The following is a 19,172-nucleotide window of genomic DNA, read 5'->3' on the forward strand; positions in this document are numbered from 1 at the left end:
AGTAAGTCGTGCAGAATTTTTTTTATTGCGTACCTAATATACTAAAATATATTATACTAAAATATATATGTTAAATTATAGTAAAATAATAGTTAAGATTATTATTATGCATCGATGATAGGAAAAATTTAATTCCAAAGATAACTTTAGAAAAAGTGTTTCGCAGATCTTGGAGTTAATTCTTTTTTTGGATAAGAAAAATGATTATTTTCTTAAATATTATTGAAGATAACCCAGATAATCCACAAGATAATAAATAAATAATTATTAAAATTTCAATACTGATAGATGTAAGAATATTCTATCTCGTTTATGATTAAACGAGAGATATTACGTTTTTAATATAAAAAGTACTTTACAAACCACCCTGTAAAGGGGTTCTCTTTGTCTCTCAATATTTTGCTAAGTCTATAAACGTTCCAGAACGTTCTCCATCATAGGTACTGGAGAGTAATCAAAATTTCAAGTCATTACTTATAATACCTTGTGTTGATATTCAAACTATTCATTATTTTGATATCAATCTAGATATAATTATAAAATTTGTAAACATTTTCTTACCTGATGGTTGTTTTGATTTACAGAAAAAAATACGAAATCTAGTATGAAAAATGCTGATATTATTAATACTCTTACATCTACTCTAAAACAATCGAGAATATTAAAGCAAATATCGATAACAACCAGGGATGACCTTCAACACTATTGAAAAGATTGCTACAGTAAAATGGAAGTAGATTTTATAATTCTATAATAAGCTACAATAGCTATTAAATTTCTTGAGTAATTTAAAGAGGACAGAGAAATATAAAATTATAATTTCACGAAAAATTTATTTAGCATGATGAGAGGTTATTATTAAATCAAAGGAAAAATTAGGACTCACTTCAAAGAATGAAATTTTTTTAATTCTGTAGGATTTTTCCCCTAGAAGATTGGATGATCTTTCTGTTGATATACAGAGTGTCGTAGAAAATTTTTTTTGTTGGGGTAAAGGATATAATACCTCATATGATTCTTGAAAGCAGAAATCCTAACGATTTATTAATATTATTATCTTAAATTAGAATTTGCTCTGAGATTAATTGTTAATCCAAGTGTTTCTAGTTAGTGTACTGATTTAAATTCTAATTTTTTTAGTAAATTTTTATAGGGGTAAGGATAGGATGTTATTGTAGCAATACTACTTAAGCTATTAAAATAAGAATAGAAATATCGCTTAACACAAAAACGATATTTCTTAGCTTGACAATTACAGTTATCCTCCGTTACGAGCTAAGAAACATTAGTAGAAACTACTCATTTAAGTCCTAATTTTTTTTCCAGATAGTGGATATTTTGTGCTCCTTTACAAAAATCTTCGTCCTCCATCATCATCTGATGGAGTGAAACATTAGCTTTGATTCCTTCAATGACCAACTCGGTTAAAGCATTTTTCATGCGAGCAATAGCTTCGGGACGATTATCGTTGTAAACGATTAATTTTCCGATGAGGGAATCGTAATAAGGAGGAACACAATAATCAGTATAAAGGTGAGAATCCATACGTACGCCTAATCCCCCGGGAGCATGATAAGCGGTTACCACTCCAGGAGACGGCATAAAATTTTTAGGATCTTCAGCGTTGATGCGACATTCAATAGCGTGTCCTTTGATTGCAATATCTTTTTGTCTGTAACGTAAAGGATCTCCCGAGGCTACACGAATTTGCTCTTTTAAAATATCAATACCTGTAATCATTTCGGTAACGGGATGTTCAACCTGAATCCGTGTATTCATTTCAATAAAATAAAATTCGCCTTTTTCATAGAGAAATTCAAAGGTTCCGGCACCTCGATAATTCATAGCAATACAGGCTTGGACACATCGCTCACCAATAGTGGCACGTTGTTCCAATGTAATACCTGGGGCTGGAGCTTCTTCAATAACTTTTTGATGACAGCGTTGTATGGAACAATCACGTTCTCCTAGATGAATGGCATTCCCTTTACCATCTCCAAGCACTTGAATTTCAATGTGCCGGGGATTTTCAAGATATTTTTCTATGTAAACTTCATCCGTGCCGAAAGCAGCAGCTGCTTCTATTCGCGTTAAAGCAATAAAATTTAATAAATCTGCTTCTTGACGAACTAAGTGCATTCCTCGACCGCCACCGCCTCCTGAGGCCTTAATTAAAACAGGATAACCAATATGGCGAGCAATTGCTATATTGGCATCGTTATTCTGAGTTAAGGCGCCATCGGAGCCAGATACACAAGGAAGACCAGCTGCTTTCATTGCTTTAATGGCTGATACTTTATTTCCCATGAGTTGAATAGTGTCATGGGAAGGCCCAATAAACGTAAATTCACTTTTTTCTACTTGTTCAGCAAAATTTGGATTTTCCGCAAGGAAGCCATATCCTGGGTGGATGGCATCAGCATGAACGATTTCAGCGGCTGAAATAACGGCTGGAATACTCAAATAGCTATTAGTACTATTGGAAGGTCCAATACAAACCGCTTCATCAGCTAATCGTACATGCATTAGATTTTGATCAGCAGTAGAATAAGCAGCTACTGTTTGGATACCCATTTCTTTACAAGCTCGATGAATACGTAAAGCAATTTCGCCACGGTTAGCGATTAAGACTTTTTTAAACATGAAAATATATCCATCTAATCTTGTTTGATGATAAAAAGTGGTTGATCAAACTCTACTGGCTGTTCATTTTCGACGAGACGAGCGCTAATGACACCATTTTTGTCGGCTTCAATTTTATTAAACATTTTCATTGCTTCAATAAGGCACATGGTGTCCCCTATAGAAACCCGTTGTCCAACCTCTACGAAAGGTTTAGATCTAGGGGTTGGTGATAAATAGACTGTCCCTACCATAGGAGATTTTAAAGAATGACTTATTAAAGTCTCCGTAGCAAGAGTTTCCTTCGCTGCTAGTTGAGTAAGAATAGCTTTATCAGTAGATGGTAGTATCGTTGATGAATCTGCTAGTATAGTAGGCTTTGGAGGAGTGATACAAGATTGTTGCTGAGAAAATCGAGTAATACGCAATAATTCTTCACCGGATTTGACTTCGATTTCTGCTACGCTTGTTTTACTGATCAATTCGATGAGTTTTTTAATTTTACGTATGTCCACGAAAAAGTTCCTTGTAATCTCTCAGTATACTGTTACTAACTGACTATCTTGCTTTTTACGATACATGAATGTATCGGTAATTTTGTCTTACTCCACCTTGATTGTCTAGAATTGAAAATTCTCAACTTTTTCACTGAAAATATCGACGAGATATAAACTTTTAAGGCATCTTTAGTCAAATAAAGGTCATCATACTCATCATATTAGTTAGAATGCTCATCATGTTAAGATTAGTTTATCTTGTTTTTAAATTAAATATATGTATCCTAACAATGATCCCATATTGCCCGCAAGTAAAGATTTTTATGGTACACTAGATTAGTGATACGCTAGATTAAAATCAAAGGTATTATCTAAAGATTTTTTTAAAAAAATTATCTAGATTTTTACTATTTTGTCATTTCCCCCCCAAGCATTTGGTAACATTAGAGCTTTCATGAAGTTTATTTGAAAAAACTTTTGAAGCTGATATCTGGGTTACAATACCTGAGATAGGGAGATTTCTTCTTAACATTAAAGATAAGACAATAGGTGGGTGTGAGTCATTATTCTATAGTGTCTTTCCATCCCAATTATTTACCAATTAATTTTTTAAATTGTTATGTGTAACATCTGTGTGTAAGAAACAAAAAAATTGTAGCGCTTTTGAATTCTTGGATTTGCAAAGGTTAATTGATCCATAGTTAATTGATCCATATATTTTAGAGGAAATAAACTTTGTAAAAATTAATTAGGATAGGTTGTGATTCGTTGAGCTTTAGCTATTTTTAATTGTCACTAAACTTTTGGAAGTGAATCAAATAAATCACTCTTAACTTTTTTATAAAATTTCTTAAAAGTACTAGAAAAGATTGGGATTTTCAAAAAATACATTAGTAACCAAAGCAATTCCGTACACAATTCCGTAGATCAGTAAGATTCACCCTAGGAATTTTTATATTTTTTGTAAAGTTATTTATGTGGTTATTGGTGTGATTTAAAAAAGCACCTAATTTTAAGGTAAAACTGATAGTCAATGTAATCTATAATATAGCATGAGGTAGTATAATATTAGACCATAAAGTACGTGTTAATCTCCACAAATGGCCATTGCACATATAAGTACGCTTAGAATATATTTTATTACCTTCATTCATGGGATATTTATGGGAATGAATGTGCCCTCACCTCACGCTTTAGGTAAAAATTTTGCGTGAGTGAATAAATAAATTAATAGAAGAAACACCCATTCTAAGACTGATCAAGACTTATGATCAATAAAGATTAAAAAAGGATAAAGAAATAAGTAAAAAAAGAAATTTTTATAGAACTTTTGATACTTATTTTTCCTGTTTGTTTTTTCTTATGTGAGCTGAGTAGATGAGCTGAGTAGATTTCAGCGGCAATAGAAAATTACAATAGCAAATTATAAAATTATATATATATTTACAATAAATTTATGATTAATTTTAAAACATTAGAAAGAATTCTCTATAACTATAACTGGATTACGGACTTGAGGTTCTAATCTTGACTCTACATGGTAGATAACATTTGACGTAATACAAATGGTAAAATACCGCCATGGTGATAATAAGTCCATTCATTGTCAGTATCAATTCGACAATGAAGAGATATTTTTTTTAAAATTCCGCTTTTGGGTTTGATCGTCATGAGAACATGACCATTATTGGGATGTAAATGATTTGCTATTCCCGTAATGTCAATGAGTTCGTTGCCTTCTAAGTTTAAGTTTTTACGGTTAGCGCCATTTTTTAATTCGAGTGGTAAAATACCCATGCCGATTAAATTAGCACGATGGATGCGTTCAAAACTTTCTGCAATAACGGCTGTAACCCCTAATAATCGCGGACCCTTAGCAGCCCAATCACGAGAAGAGCCTGTGCCATACTCCTTCCCAGCGATTACTACCAGCGGAATATTTTCATTACGGTATTTCATGGCCGCCTCATAAATAGATAATTGCTCACCATCAGGAAAATGCTTGGTAAATCCACCCTCTACGTTCGACAACATTTCGTTTCGAATTCGAATATTGGCAAAGGTGCCTCGTATCATCACTTCATGATTTCCTCGACGAGACCCGTAGGAATTAAAATCTTTAATTCCAATACCCTTGCTAATTAAATATTTACCGGCGGGACTATCTGGTTTAATAGCACCTGCAGGAGAGATGTGATCTGTTGTTACACTGTCGCCTAGAATCGCTAAAATACGGGCCCCTTTTATTTCTTTTAAAGGTTCGGGCTGGGTCTTAATATTTTTGAAAAATGGAGGTTTTTTTATATACGTAGAATCTTCTTGCCATTTAAAAGTATTACCCGCAGATACAGTAATACGTTGCCATTCATCATAGCCTTTAAAGACATTTGAATATTCTTTACGGAACATTTCGTTATCTACTTGCTGAACAGTTTGAGTAATTTCTAAATTCGACGGCCAGATGTCATGTAAATAAATAGCCTTCTTCTGAGAATTTATTCCTACTGGATCTTTAGTAAGATCGATTCGAGTGGTTCCAGCTAAGGCAAAAGCTACTACTAGAGGGGGCGAGGCTAACCAATTCGCTTTGACTAAAGGATGGATTCGCCCTTCAAAGTTACGATTCCCTGATAAAACAGCTGAAACAATTAAATTATTTTCTATGATTGTTTTAGCGAGCATTTCGGGCAATGGTCCAGAGTTACCAATACAGGTAGTGCAACCATAGCCTACTAAATAAAATCCAATTTTTTTTAAGTAACTAATTAATCCAGTTTTTTTTAAATAATTTGTGACTACTTTAGATCCTGGAGCTAGTGATGCTTTGACCCAAGGTTTTCTTTGTAAGCCTTTTTCAACAGCTTTTTTGGCTAAAAGGCCTGCAGCAAGCATTACGCTAGGATTGGAGGTGTTAGTGCAGCTGGTAATTGCTGCAATAATTACATCCCCATGGTGAAGATTTATATGATCGGTGCTTTTGAATGCTTGACCTAATTCTTGATCTTGTTTGCTTATCGTAATAAAATTTTCAGTAGCTTTCTTTAAAGCAGATAACTTAATAGTATCTTGTGGCCGCTTGGGACCTGACACAATTGGCTCGATTGAGGAAAGATCTAGGGATAGTGTATCACTAAAAGTGGGTTCCGGGGTATTTGCGTCGTACCAGGTGCCTTGTGCTCTAGAATAGGTTTTAACTAGTTCAATAACTTCAGGATCGCGACCGGTTAATTTCATGTATTTAATAGTTTCTGTATCAATAGGAAATAAAGCACAAGTGGTTCCATATTCCGGCGCCATATTGCCAATAGTTGCACGATCTGCAAGGGAAAGTTCAGAGAGACCGGGACCGTAAAATTCTACAAATTTTCCTACCACCCCTTTGTGCCGCAACATTTGAGTTACCGTTAAAACAAGGTCAGTTGCAGTTACGCCTTCTCTTAATTTACCTGACAAACGAAAACCGATCACTTCGGGAATTAACATAGAAATAGGTTGACCCAACATGGCTGCTTCTGCTTCTATGCCTCCAACACCCCACCCGAGAACTCCCAAGCCGTTGATCATAGTAGTGTGACTGTCGGTCCCTACCACAGTGTCTGGATAGGCAAACAGTTTATCGCCTACTGGACTAGACCATACTACCTGCGCTAAATATTCCAAATTTACTTGATGGCAGATACCGGTTCCGGGTGGAACTAATTGGAAATGACGGAATGATTCTTGTCCCCATTTTAAAAATTTATATCGTTCATAATTTCGTTGCATCTCTATATGCATGTTATTAAAAAAAGCTTTTGCATTCCCAAATTCATCCACTTGGAGCGAATGGTCAATGATCAGATCTACGGGACAGTGGGGATTAATCTTAGCTGGATCGCCTTTCATGGATGCCATAGCATCACGCATGGCGGCTAAGTCTACAATGGCAGGAACACCAGTAAAGTCTTGCATTAATACTCTAGCAGGTCGATAGGAAATTTCTTGGTCGGAATGCTTTTTTCTCAGCCAATCTACGAAAGCTTTGATGTGATCATGGGTAACTGTTTGGCCGTCTTCGTGACGTAATTGATTTTCTAAAAGAATTTTTAGTGAGTACGGTAAAGAATGAATATTTAAAAGTCCCGTTTCTTCTGCTGCTGAGAGACTATGGTAGTGATAAGTTTTGCCATTAACGGTCAGTGTACGTAATGTTTTAAATGAATTTAGCACATGCATAACCTCACCGTAGAAATCGAATTTGTGTTGAGCAGCTTATCATAATCTTTCTCTCTACCCCAACCCCCCCTCCCTCCCTTTTCTGAAAAACTTGTCAATTTCAGTTTCTTTTACACTTTTCTGATCATTTTCGTTTATATAGAAATACTATCTTAAGATAGAATTACTACTTAATACTACTTACTAAGTACTTTTGTATAAAACTAAACTAACTTACGTACTTAGTAATTCTCTACTTTCATTTTTTCTCTGCTTTCATTTTTGTTTTAACGTTTGCCCTTGAATTTTTATTTAGTGCCCTTATTATATGCTCTAGTGATGGTAGCTCACACTTACATGAGCTCATTAAAGCAAAAAAATTAGTTTAAATTATGGAGAGAAAGCATGAATATACGTCCATTACATGATCGAGTGGTGGTCCATCGCCTTGAAGAAAAAGAACGCACTTCAGCAGGTGGTATCGTCATTCCGGACTCTGCCGCTGAAAAACCTTCTGAAGGAACAATCGTTGCGGTTGGACCTGGTAAATTTGAGAATGGTGAAGTGCGCCCTTTGAATGTTAAAGTAGGCGATCGTATTTTGTTTGGCAAGTATGCTGGGACTGAAGTCAAAGTTAGTGGTAAGGAATATGTTGTCATGCGAGAAGATGACATTATGGGTGTACTTGAAGAATAACTGAATAGTGTGGACATATAAAGAGGTAAAAAAAATGGCTGCAAAAGTTTTAAAATTTTCTCATGAAGCATTGCATGCAATGAGTCGTGGTGTAGATGTTTTAGCAAACGCCGTGAAGGTAACTTTGGGCCCTAAAGGTCGCAATGTTGTATTAGATAAATCATTTGGTGCTCCAACTGTTACTAAAGACGGTGTGAGTGTCGCTAAAGAAATTGAGTTAAAAGATAAGTTTGAAAATATGGGTGCTCAAATGGTTAAGGAAGTGGCTTCCCGCACTTCGGATGATGCTGGTGACGGCACGACAACTGCTACCGTATTAGCGCAAGCTATTTTAGTAGAGGGTATCAAGGCCGTTATAGCCGGTATGAATCCCATGGATTTGAAACGTGGTATTGACAAAGCAGTAGTTGCTGCTGTTGCAGAATTGAAACAAATTTCTAAACCCTGTGAAGATAAAACTGCTATTGCTCAAGTAGGAACCATTTCAGCTAACTCAGATAAATCTATCGGCCAAATTATTGCTGATGCAATGGAAAAAGTTGGTAAAGAAGGTGTTATTACTGTAGAAGACGGCTCTGGGTTGGAAAATGAGTTAGAAGTAGTAGAAGGAATGCAATTCGATCGTGGTTATTTATCACCTTATTTTGTCAACAATCAACAAAACATGAGTGCCGAACTTGAAAATCCATTTATTTTATTAGTGGACAAGAAGATTTCTAATATTCGTGAATTAATTTCTTTATTGGAAAACGTTGCAAAATCTGGTCGACCACTTTTAGTAGTGTCAGAAGATGTTGAGGGCGAAGCTTTAGCAACTTTAGTAGTCAATAACATTCGTGGGGTTATGAAAGTAGCTGCTGTTAAGGCTCCAGGTTTTGGTGATCGTCGCAAAGCGATGTTGCAAGATATTGCGGTTTTGACTAAAGCTAAAGTAATTTCTGAAGAAATTGGATTATCACTAGAATCAGTAACCTTGGATGATTTAGGTTCCGCTAAACGTGTAGTAGTTACTAAAGAAGATACTACTATTATTGATGGTGCAGGCCATACTAGCGACATTAAAGACCGAGTAAAACAAATTCGAGTAGAAATTGAAGCAAGTACTTCTGATTATGATAAAGAAAAATTGCAAGAACGTCTCGCTAAATTAGCTGGTGGTGTTGCAGTTATTAAGGTAGGTGCTGCGACGGAAGTTGAAATGAAGGAGAAAAAAGCACGTGTGGAAGATGCTCTTCATGCAACTCGTGCTGCTGTAGAAGAAGGGGTAGTACCTGGCGGTGGTGTGGCATTGATTCGCGTTATAAGAGCTTTGGAGAATATTAACGTGGACAATGAAGATCAAAGTACAGGTATTGAAATTGCCCGTCGTGCTATGGCTTATCCGCTTTCTCAAATTATAAAAAATGCAGGAGAGCAAGCTGCTGTTATCACTCATAAGATATTGAATCATAAAGATATAAATTATGGTTACAATGCTGCTAAAGGTGAATATGGCAACATGATCGAGATGGGTATTCTTGATCCCACTAAAGTTACACGAACGGCATTACAAAATGCAGCTTCCATTGCAGGGCTTATGATTACTACGGAATGCATGGTAACTGAAGCTCCAAAAGAGAAAGAAGAACCCATGACGGCTCCTGGTGGTGATATGGGCGGTATGGGTGGCATGATGTAATTAAATTCAAGCTTTTTTCTTTTATCGCTAGAAAAACCCTGCCTAAAACAGGGTTTTTCCTTTATCCTTAATTAAATTTTTATTGCTTGGCAATCCCTAGTTTTATCCAATATAATTCCTCTATATGCTTCGACATAGCCCACTTTACGAAGAACATTTTCAAGCAAAAGCTCATTTTATTGATTTTGCTTCTTGGGAGATGCCTCTCCATTATGGATCACAAATTCATGAGCATCACCGAGTGCGGCAGCATGTTGGTATTTTTGATATTTCTCACATGGGTATTGTTGATATAAAAGGCAAGGATGCTAGGTCTTTTTTACGCTTTCTATTAGCTAATGATATTGCTAAACTTAAAGACATTGGTTATGCGCTTTACAGTTGTATGTTGAACGACAATGGAGGGGTGATCGATGATCTTATTGTTTATTATTTATCCCACTCTTATTATCGACTTGTAATGAATGCGGTAACTCGAGAAAAAGATCTGAATTGGATCAAACAGCAAAGCCGATCTTATCAAGTGAATGTTAACGAGCAGCCCAAAATATGTATTATTGCTATTCAAGGCCCTGCAGTATTTTCCGTTGCTCAAAAAATCTTTGATAAAGCGATCTATCTAAAATTAACACAACTTAAGCCTTTTCAATTTATTTTATTAGATAATTTATTGATAATAGCTCGTACTGGATATACCGGGGAAAATGGTTTGGAAATAATGGTTCCTGATGTGCAAGCACATGAAGTATGGCAAAAAGCCATACGTGGTGGAGTGCAACCTTGTGGGTTAGGAGCGCGAGATACCCTCCGTTTGGAGGCGGGATTAAATTTATATGGAATCGACATGGATGAAACAACATCTCCCCTCTGTTCTAATCTTGGTTGGACGGTCTCTTGGGAAGATCCTAACCGAAATTTTATTGGTCGTACTAGTTTAGAGACCCAATTAAAGCGAGGTATTAAAGAACAACTAGTTGGATTAATTATGGAAGAGCCTGGAGTTTTACGGAATCATGAAAAAATTTGGTTAAATAATCTCCAAAAAGGAAAAATTACTAGCGGCAGTTTTTCTCCTACCTTAAGAAAGGGTATTGCTCTGGCTCGTATTCCTAATAAGGTGTTTGAAACCGCTTCTATCAAACGGCGAAACAAACAAATTCCGGTTAAGATAACCAAGCCACCTTTTGTGCGTCGAGGTAAAAAAACCTTTTGAAGGAGAGAAAAATGGCAAAATTTCCTATAGAATTACGCTATAGTAAAAATCATGAATGGGTAAAGCAAGAATCTGATGGTACTTTTACGGTTGGAGTTACGGATCATGCTCAAGAACAGATAGGAGACCTCGTATTTGTTGAGTTACCGGATGTCAATAGTCAAGTAAATATTAATGATGAAATAGCTGTGATAGAATCTGTAAAAACAGCAGCTGATGTTTACTCTCCTTTTACAGGAGAAGTGGTAGAAGTTAATAAAGCACTTCAAACAAACCCAGCTTTTGTGAATTGTGACCCTTATGGCGAGGGTTGGCTTTATCGTATTAAAGCTGATGACGAAAGTGAACTTGATCACTTACTAAATGCTTCTGATTATAAAGCTTTAACCCAGAAAGAATAAAACCCAGAAAGAATAATGCCTTTTATTCCGCATACACCTAACGATCAAAAGAAAATGTTAGCTCTTATCGGTGCTGATAATATTGAACGCTTATTTGATGAGATTCCTTCTAATTTAATACCCGCTACACTTAAACAGCTTCCAGAAGGATTAAATGAAGCAGCTATTACCCAGCTTATGGAGGAACGCGAGCCTCAAAAATTACTATGTTTCATAGGTGCCGGTGCTTATGAACACCACATTCCAGCGGCTGTCTGGGAAATTACCACACGAGGAGAATTGTACACTGCATATACACCTTATCAGGCTGAAGCTAGTCAAGGAAGTTTACAATTAATTTATGAATATCAAACCATGATGTCTGAATTACTGGTTATGGACATTTCTAATGCTTCTCTATATGATGGGGCCAGCGCCTTAGCTGAAGCGGCATTGATGGCAGTCCGCCTGAAGCAAGGTAAAACACGCCGTATTTTAGTTCCAGGTAGCGTTCATCCAGCTTATCGAGAGGTTTTGAGATCAATTGTTCAACAGCAAAACATTATGGTTGAAACTATTCCTTATGATCTTAAAAAAGGAATAGTGAATTTAAAATGGCTAAGTACTGTAGATATGACGGATGTTACCGCTCTCATTATTTCACAGCCTAATTTTTTTGGTACTTTAGAAGCTGTAGATACGTTAACAGATTGGGCTCATGAACAGAATATTTTAGTGATTGCTAGTGTGAATCCTTTGGCAATGAGCTTATTAAAACCACCTGGACAGTGGGGAAAAAAAGGTGTAGATATTGCCTGTGGCGAAGGACAGCCTTTAGGTATTCCTTTAGCTTCCGGTGGACCCTATTTTGGATTTATAGCTTGTAAAAAAGAATATGTAAGGCAACTTCCAGGAAGAATCGTAGCAAGAACTGTTGATGGAAAGGGTCGTGAAGGATTTACTTTAACCCTACAAACCCGCGAGCAACACATTCGACGTTCTAAAGCTACCTCAAATATTTGTACTAATCAAGGGTTGGCAGTAACTGCAGCTACTATTTATTTAAGTTTATTAGGAGCAAAAGGTTTACGTGAAGTGGCATTAGCCTCCCACACAAAAGCATGGACTCTATTTCAGCGTTTATCGGTTCTCAAGGAAATTACGCCGATTTTTAGTCGACCTATTTTTCATGAATTCGTGGTTCGATGCAAAAAACCGGTAGAAAAAATAATTAGTCAAATGCTTGAGCGAAAAATTTTAGCTGGGTATTCTTTAAAAGAGGATTATCCCGAACTAGGAAATTGTTTATTAATTTGTGTAACGGAAACAAAGAGTAATGAAGATATGGCTTATTATGAGAAAGTGTTTCTTGAAATAATGCACTGAATAAATTTTTAAATGATGAAAGGAAGTAAGTAAACATGTTAATTTTCGAAAAATCGCAAGAAAATCGACGTGTAGGGTCGCAAAAAATTCGGGAAAAATTAGAGGCTCATGATATTCCCTCAGATTTATTACGTCGAAATTTTCCGTATCTGCCCGCATTATCCGAACTTGAAGTAGTTCGACATTTTACTCAATTATCCAGGAAAAATTTTTCAATTGATACACATTTTTATCCTCTCGGTTCTTGTACAATGAAATATAATCCTCGAGCAGCTAATCGATTAGCTTCGCTTCCAGGTTATTTAAAACGTCATCCCTTAACACCTGAGCTACAAAGCCAGTCTTTTTTACAATGTCTTTATGAATTACAAATTATGTTGGCAGATATCGTGGGAATGGACAAAGTTTCCTTAACCTCTATGGCAGGTGCTCAAGGTGAATTTTCTGGCGTAGCAATGATAAAAGCGTATCATGAAAGTCGGGGTGATTGTAATACACGCACGGAAATATTGGTACCTGAAACTGCCCATGGCACTAATCCTGCTTCTGCTGCCATGTGTGGGTATAGTGTTAAAGAAGTATTGACGACAAATGAAGGCGATATTGATCTCGAGCAATTAAAAAAAATAGTGGGTCCGAAAACAGCCGGCATTATGTTAACTAATCCTTCAACATTAGGTGTATTTGAAAGAAAAATTATAGAAGTTTCGAAAATTATTCATGATGTTGGTGGATTGCTTTATTATGATGGGGCTAATTTAAATGCGATTTTAGGAAAATATCGACCAGGTGATATGGGATTTGATGTTATGCATTTAAATTTACATAAAACCTTTGGGACTCCACATGGTGGAGGAGGTCCTGGTGCGGGTCCTGTAGCAGCTAGTAAAAGACTTGAAGAATTTTTACCAGTACCAATGGTTGGAAAAAATGATGAAGGATATTATTGGATCACACAAAAAAATCGCCCTAAAACGATTGGGCGATTGTCGACTTTCATGGGTAATGCAGGTGTATTATTGCGAGCATATATCTATTTGCGGATGTTAGGCAAGGAAGGAATTGTTAGGGTTGCTGAATTTTCTACTTTAAATGCTAATTATTTAATGAAACGTTTAGCACAATTAGGATTGACTTTAGCTTTTCCTAAGCGGCGTGCTTCTCATGAATTTATTATAACAGTGAAGCCATTAACTCGCCAATACGGAATTACCGCATTAGATATCGCTAAGAGATTTTTAGATTACGGATTTCATGCACCAACGATTTATTTTCCCTTATTAATTCCTGAATGTTTGTTAATTGAGCCCACTGAAACAGAAAGTAAACAGACTTTAGATTGTTTTGTAGAAGCCTTAGAGAAAATTTTGGTTGAGATAAAAGATAATTCTAAAATAGTACAGAATGCACCTCATACTCAACCCGTAGGGCGATTAGATGAAGTTAAAGCGGCCCGTAATTTAGATCTTCGCTGGTATCCCTTTGACTCTCAAAATTCTGCTTTTAAACTTAGAAGTTGTGATCACTAATGTTTCATTAAGAAATAGGAATAAAGTTCTCTTAATAAAATGAGAACGTTAATTGTACTGATACGAAGGGAATTTATGGCTATAGTGATATACTTGATTATGGAAAGCTTTAATTCTGAGACAGGAGTAAAATAATGATTTATTTTTAATGGGTTAATTGAATTAGAGTGTTTTTTAGTGAGCTTTTACGTGTTTGTTGGAGTGAGTGGGTGAGAGTTACTTTTACTGAAGATGATCCCTTTTGAGTTCCATTTCTTAGTATGATTAAGAAAAACTATCCTTTTCCGCAAATAGTTTGCCTAACGATCAAGAAATTTTAAAAAAGAACAATATTTTTTAATGTCCTCAGAATGTTCTAGTGATTAAAACAATAAAAGTTTGCAAAGGAAGAAAGAAAGCTTTTAATTTTGTTATCGTGCATAAACTCTCTTATGTTCAAATTTGTTATACCTTAATTATTTAAAGCTCTGATTAGCTTTCACAAAATATTCTCTAAACCATATACTAAGTGCTTTAAGTCCATTACTTTTCGACACGCTAGAAAAATACCAGGTATTGTGCAACTACGATTCGTGCCATCATGGCGAATAGTCAAAGTTTCGCCACTGCCACCGAAAATTACAGATTGGTGTGAAAATAAACCTGGAAGACGAATAGAATGGATAGGTACGTTACTTTTTAATATTCCACAAGTAGGGTTGGGAGAAGGTATTTTTTTAACTCCTTGAAAACAAGAATCTATTTCTGCCATCATTTGAGCAGTTTTAATGGCAGTACCTGAAGGAGTATCTATTTTATGAGGATGATGCATTTCAATAATTTCTGCATCTGGAAAATAATGGGTAGCGTCTCTGGCGTATTTCATCATTAAAATAGCTCCTAAAGAGAAATTTGGAGCAATTATTCCACCTAATTTTTTTACCTGACATTGTTTTGCTAAACTATTAATCTGTTCTAAAGTTAATCCGGTAGTCCCAACTACGGGACGCGCACCTGCGTTAATAATTTTTTCTGTGTTAGTAAAAACTGTGTGAGGAGTAGTGAAGTCAATTACTACATCTACTCCCGTTGTTTTAATAATTTCTGTTAAATTATCTTGTCGTCCCGTTCCTGCAACTAAATTTAGATCAGATTGGGTCGTAATACTCTTTTTAACCATGCGGCCCATTTTACCGTTAATTCCATTGATAATAACATTAATCATATTGATCATTTAAATTGAAAATTTTTTGTTACAAACTCCCAATTTACTATATTCCAAAAATTGTTAACATATTTGGGACGGTCGTTACGGTTATCAATATAATAAGCATGTTCCCATACATCACAGGTTAATAATGGTTTTTTACCTTCCGTCATAGGATTGTGAGCGTTTACTGTATTTAAGACTTCTAGTGTTCCATTTTTATCTTGGACTAACCACGTCCACCCAGAACCAAAATGATTATTGGCAGAATGAGTAAATTCTGCTTTAAACGTTTCTAAGGATCCAAACTGTTTTTTTAGTGCTAAAGCAAGATCACCGTCGCTGGTTGGTTTCTCGTTCCTAGTACTCTCTGGGCTCATACAGTGCCAATAAAAGGTATGATTCCAGCTTTGGGCTGCATTATTGAAAATGCTTCCATTGGATTGCATGATGATTTCTTCAAGGGATCTTTTTTCGAGGGCAGTACCTTTAATAAGTTTATTCAATTTATCCACATAAGTACGATGATGTTTCCCATAATGGTATTCCAAGGTTTCTTGAGAAATATAGGGTTCGAGGGCATTTACCTTATAAGGTAGACTTGGTAGTTCAAAAACCATTTGAATTTCCTTCTGATTAATTTAAAGTGCTCAGTATGGAAAAAAGTTGAGTTTTCTGATTTCCTACTTATTAGGTAGCATGAACATGTTAGTAGTTCTAAAGATTATTAAACTCATCTATTTACCAGAAACTGTCTAATATTTTTATTTGCTTTTATTTTACCATACGATATCCTATTATCAGTGCAATTGCTAGCGGGATCTACGAAGTTAACAGAGCAATTACTTTAAATGAAGTAAGATATTATTTGACAAATAAATAATATAGAACTATAGTTAGTACGAATCTAAATATGGAGATAAAATTATGACAGTTTTAGTAGGTCGTAAAGCCCCTGATTTTGTGGTTCCTGCAGTCTTGGCCAATGGTGATATTGTAAACAACTTCAATTTAACTAAAGCTATCGATCAAAAATATGGGTTAGTCTTTTTTTATCCTCTTGATTTTACATTTGTATGTCCTTCTGAGTTAATTGCTTTAGATCATGCGATTAATGAATTCCATAAACGTAATGTAGAAGTAGTAGCTGTTTCTATAGATTCACAGTTTACCCATTATGCTTGGCGTAATGTTTCTATAGAAAAAGGTGGGATTGGACCTGTGCGGTATACTTTAGCTGCGGATGTTGCACATAGTATTTGCCGTAGCTATGGAGTAGAGCATTGTGAAGCCAGTGTTGCTTTACGTAGTGCTTTTTTAATTGATAAGCAAGGAATAGTCCGATCTCAAATTGTAAATGACTTAGCGTTAGGTCGAAGTATTCCAGAAATTTTGCGTATAGTAGATGCCCTCCAATTTACTGAAGAACATGGTAAAGTTTGTCCGGCAAATTGGAAAAAAGGTGATCTTGGAATCTACCCTTCTCCAGAAGGAGTTGCAAAATATTTAGCAGAAAATGCTCACAATTTATAAATACAATTATTTTTTCAAAGATAAAATAACCTCGCTGCTTCTTTTTTAATATACTCTTTCTATTAAGAATTTTAAAATAAATAAAGCAGTTCTTCTTTAAATTCTTCTTTAAAGAAGAAATGAGCTAAATAACCTATAAGAAAGTAAATAGGTGGCGTTTACAATCAAAGAAAGCATAAAAAATAGTTATTAGTTTGGATTGTTGAAAACTTAAGAACGTAAAGATCAGTTGTACAGAAGCAATTATGGATAATGTTGTTAAATTTGAAAAATAATATACTACGAGTACAAGCTGAATGCAATCTTAATCTTGAACTAAAATTAAAATAAATATCCAAAGATTACAATCTATAAAGAAAAAACTTTATTCAAATCTATAGTAAAACATAGCAATGTATAGCGCAAATATGGTTCTCAAAAATAAAAGCCTCTTAAATAGAAGAGGTGTCTGAAAAGCATTTTTAATACAAAAAAAGTCGTTTAACCCTTACTCTCTTTCAGAGTTTCTTTCAGCGATGAAGGGAAAGGAAGCAGAGAAAGAATCTTGTTTTTTTTCACGTTGCCATCGCCGTCCAATTTTATTGACGATGTAACAAAATAATTTAGCTGTGCACTTGGCATCATAAATAGCAGAATGCGCTTCATTTTTATCAAAGGGAATACAAGCCTCTCGTAGTGCTTTAGCAAGCACCGGTTTGCCAAATACGGTAGCTGCTAAAGTAGCAGTATCAAAACAGGTAAAGGTGTGAAAAGGAGATTTTTTTATTTTACAACGTTTTATGGCCGCCTTGATAAAAGATAAATCAAAATGGGCGTTATGACCGACGAGCACTGCTTGACGACAGTTATGAGTTACCATAGCTGTTTTTACAAACACGAATAATTCCTCCAATGCTTTTTTTTCTTCAATTGCAAAGCGAAAAGGGTGATAAGGATCAATTCGTGTAATTTCTAACGACACGGGATTTAAAGTAGCACCTTCGAAGGGTAGTACATGACAGGAAAATAATTCTCCGGGATGTAATTTTTTTTCTTGATTGATTTCAATTAAAACTGTAGCTATTTCCAATATAGGATTTTTAAGAGGTTCTAATCCACCCGTTTCAATATCAATAACTACGGGAAGATAACCGCTAAATCGTTCTTTCAAAGGGTCTGGATTAGAGTAGTTTTTGATCATAGGTTTTTTAAATTTATGAATGGTCTTTACTGAGAAATTTAACTCAGTTGCCAGTTCAATGTTTCACCTGCTAACAAGGGTACCACAGTATCTGGACCAAAGGATAAGGATTTCGGAACTTGCCAAGGTTGTTTAATTAAAGTAATTTTTTTAGTATTAAATGGTAAACCATAAAATTGTGCACCAAAACGACTGGCAAAGCCTTCTAATTTATTTAATCTATTATGGCGATCAAATAATTCTGTATAAATTTCAATAGCAGTGGGAGAGTTATAAATACCTGCAGCACCAAAAGCTGATTCTTTAGTTGTTTGCGAATGTGGAGCACTGTCGCTTCCTAAAAAGAATTTAGGATTTCCGCTAATAGCTGCTTTAATAAGTGCATCTTGATCCTGTCTAGTTTTTAAAGGTGGCAAACAATAATAGTGAGGGTAAAATCTCCCTTTTAGTAAATGATTTTGGGTGAGCCAAAGATGATGAGGGGTAATAGTTGCTGCGAGTGTTGATACAGGTGTCTCAGTAATAAAATCTACTGCTATTTTAGTAGAGATATGTTCTAAAATTATTCGTAGATTAGGAAAATGTTTTAATAAAGGAATTAGTTCTCGTTCAATAAAAATAGCTTCTCGGTCAAAAATTTCGACGTTTAAATCGATGACTTCTCCATGAATCAACAAAGGCAGATTAACGGATTGTAGGACTTCTAAAATAGGATAAATTTTCTGTAAACTTTTGACACCTGCTTGGGAATGTGTAGTAGTTCCTGCAGGATACAATTTACAAGCCACAATCAAGCTCGATTTTTTGGCTGCTTTAATTTCTTTCACTGATGAAGTATCGGTAAGATAGAGTGTCATTAAGGGAATAAATTTAGAATTAGTAGGGATGTGTTTTTTGATTCTTTCATAATATGCTTTAGCTTGTGCGACTGTAGTTATAGGTCTAACTAAATTCGGCATAACAATGGCTCGCCCAAACTTAAGAGCAATATCGTTAACTGTTCGTCTAAGATAAGAATCATCACGCAAATGGCAGTGCCAATCGTCGGGTTGAATTATTGTAAGCTTATTCATTTTTA

The 19,172-nt window shown here is 35.4% G+C and carries 14 protein-coding genes; 7 read left to right on the top strand and 7 right to left on the bottom strand.

The features are described 5' to 3' along the window. Positions 1-1,299: 1,299 nt before the first annotated feature. From accC to acnA, 3 genes are all read right to left on the bottom strand, one after another. Positions 1,300-2,643: an acetyl-CoA carboxylase biotin carboxylase subunit gene (accC, locus tag CLERM_RS02200; protein WP_102156966.1), complete on the bottom strand. Its 1,344-nt coding sequence runs from the start codon at positions 2,641-2,643 to the stop codon at positions 1,300-1,302. 14 nt (positions 2,644-2,657) lie between these two features. Further along, positions 2,658-3,137 carry an acetyl-CoA carboxylase biotin carboxyl carrier protein gene (gene accB / locus CLERM_RS02205; protein WP_102156967.1) on the bottom strand — a complete coding sequence of 160 codons (480 nt, stop codon included), beginning with the start codon at positions 3,135-3,137 and terminating at the stop codon, positions 2,658-2,660. A 1,515-nt stretch (positions 3,138-4,652) separates the two neighbouring features. Continuing rightward, positions 4,653-7,328, bottom strand: coding sequence for an aconitate hydratase AcnA (acnA, locus tag CLERM_RS02210; protein ID WP_420838480.1), 2,676 nt, complete (start codon positions 7,326-7,328; stop codon positions 4,653-4,655). A 390-nt stretch (positions 7,329-7,718) separates the two neighbouring features. Between acnA and CLERM_RS02215 the strand changes: the two genes are divergently transcribed. From CLERM_RS02215 to gcvPB, 6 genes are all read left to right on the top strand, one after another. Then, on the top strand, positions 7,719-8,009 hold the full coding sequence (locus CLERM_RS02215) for a co-chaperone GroES (protein ID WP_102156969.1): 291 nt from the start codon (positions 7,719-7,721) through the stop codon (positions 8,007-8,009). A 34-nt stretch (positions 8,010-8,043) separates the two neighbouring features. Beyond that, positions 8,044-9,687: a chaperonin GroEL gene (groL, locus tag CLERM_RS02220; RefSeq protein WP_102156970.1), complete on the top strand. Its 1,644-nt coding sequence runs from the start codon at positions 8,044-8,046 to the stop codon at positions 9,685-9,687. Between the two features lie 124 nt (positions 9,688-9,811). After that, on the top strand, positions 9,812-10,900 hold the full coding sequence (gene gcvT, locus CLERM_RS02225) for a glycine cleavage system aminomethyltransferase GcvT (RefSeq protein ID WP_102156971.1): 1,089 nt from the start codon (positions 9,812-9,814) through the stop codon (positions 10,898-10,900). Positions 10,901-10,911: 11 nt separating this feature from the next. After that, on the top strand, positions 10,912-11,301 hold the full coding sequence (gcvH, locus tag CLERM_RS02230) for a glycine cleavage system protein GcvH (RefSeq protein ID WP_102156972.1): 390 nt from the start codon (positions 10,912-10,914) through the stop codon (positions 11,299-11,301). Between the two features lie 15 nt (positions 11,302-11,316). Continuing rightward, positions 11,317-12,666: an aminomethyl-transferring glycine dehydrogenase subunit GcvPA gene (gene gcvPA / locus CLERM_RS02235; RefSeq protein WP_102156973.1), complete on the top strand. Its 1,350-nt coding sequence runs from the start codon at positions 11,317-11,319 to the stop codon at positions 12,664-12,666. A 35-nt stretch (positions 12,667-12,701) separates the two neighbouring features. Next, positions 12,702-14,195 carry an aminomethyl-transferring glycine dehydrogenase subunit GcvPB gene (gcvPB, locus tag CLERM_RS02240; RefSeq protein ID WP_102156974.1) on the top strand — a complete coding sequence of 498 codons (1,494 nt, stop codon included), beginning with the start codon at positions 12,702-12,704 and terminating at the stop codon, positions 14,193-14,195. Positions 14,196-14,673: 478 nt separating this feature from the next. Here gcvPB and dapB read toward each other — a convergent pair whose 3' ends face one another. Together dapB and CLERM_RS02250 are read right to left on the bottom strand one after the other, a co-directional pair. Further along, complete coding sequence (gene dapB, locus CLERM_RS02245) at positions 14,674-15,399, bottom strand: 4-hydroxy-tetrahydrodipicolinate reductase (RefSeq protein ID WP_102156988.1); 726 nt, start codon at positions 15,397-15,399, stop codon at positions 14,674-14,676. A gap of 5 nt (positions 15,400-15,404) precedes the next feature. After that, entirely contained in the window at positions 15,405-16,001 is a 597-nt protein-coding gene (locus CLERM_RS02250) for a superoxide dismutase (RefSeq protein WP_102156975.1), read from the bottom strand. Between the two features lie 307 nt (positions 16,002-16,308). Between CLERM_RS02250 and CLERM_RS02255 the strand changes: the two genes are divergently transcribed. After that, the gene (locus tag CLERM_RS02255; protein ID WP_102156976.1) at positions 16,309-16,914 is read left to right on the top strand and encodes a peroxiredoxin; all 606 of its coding nucleotides are present in this window, start codon (positions 16,309-16,311) and stop codon (positions 16,912-16,914) included. A gap of 487 nt (positions 16,915-17,401) precedes the next feature. On the opposite strand, the gene CLERM_RS02260 is transcribed toward CLERM_RS02255, so the two are convergent. Both CLERM_RS02260 and pyrC read right to left on the bottom strand, forming a co-directional pair. Beyond that, positions 17,402-18,094 carry an exonuclease domain-containing protein gene (locus CLERM_RS02260; RefSeq protein WP_102156977.1) on the bottom strand — a complete coding sequence of 231 codons (693 nt, stop codon included), beginning with the start codon at positions 18,092-18,094 and terminating at the stop codon, positions 17,402-17,404. A gap of 38 nt (positions 18,095-18,132) precedes the next feature. After that, positions 18,133-19,167: a dihydroorotase gene (gene pyrC / locus CLERM_RS02265; RefSeq protein WP_102156978.1), complete on the bottom strand. Its 1,035-nt coding sequence runs from the start codon at positions 19,165-19,167 to the stop codon at positions 18,133-18,135. Positions 19,168-19,172: the final 5 nt, after the last annotated feature.

Origin of the sequence: Coxiella-like endosymbiont, assembly GCF_002871095.1 — a bacterium.
In the GTDB taxonomy this organism is placed as follows: domain Bacteria; phylum Pseudomonadota; class Gammaproteobacteria; order Coxiellales; family Coxiellaceae; genus Coxiella.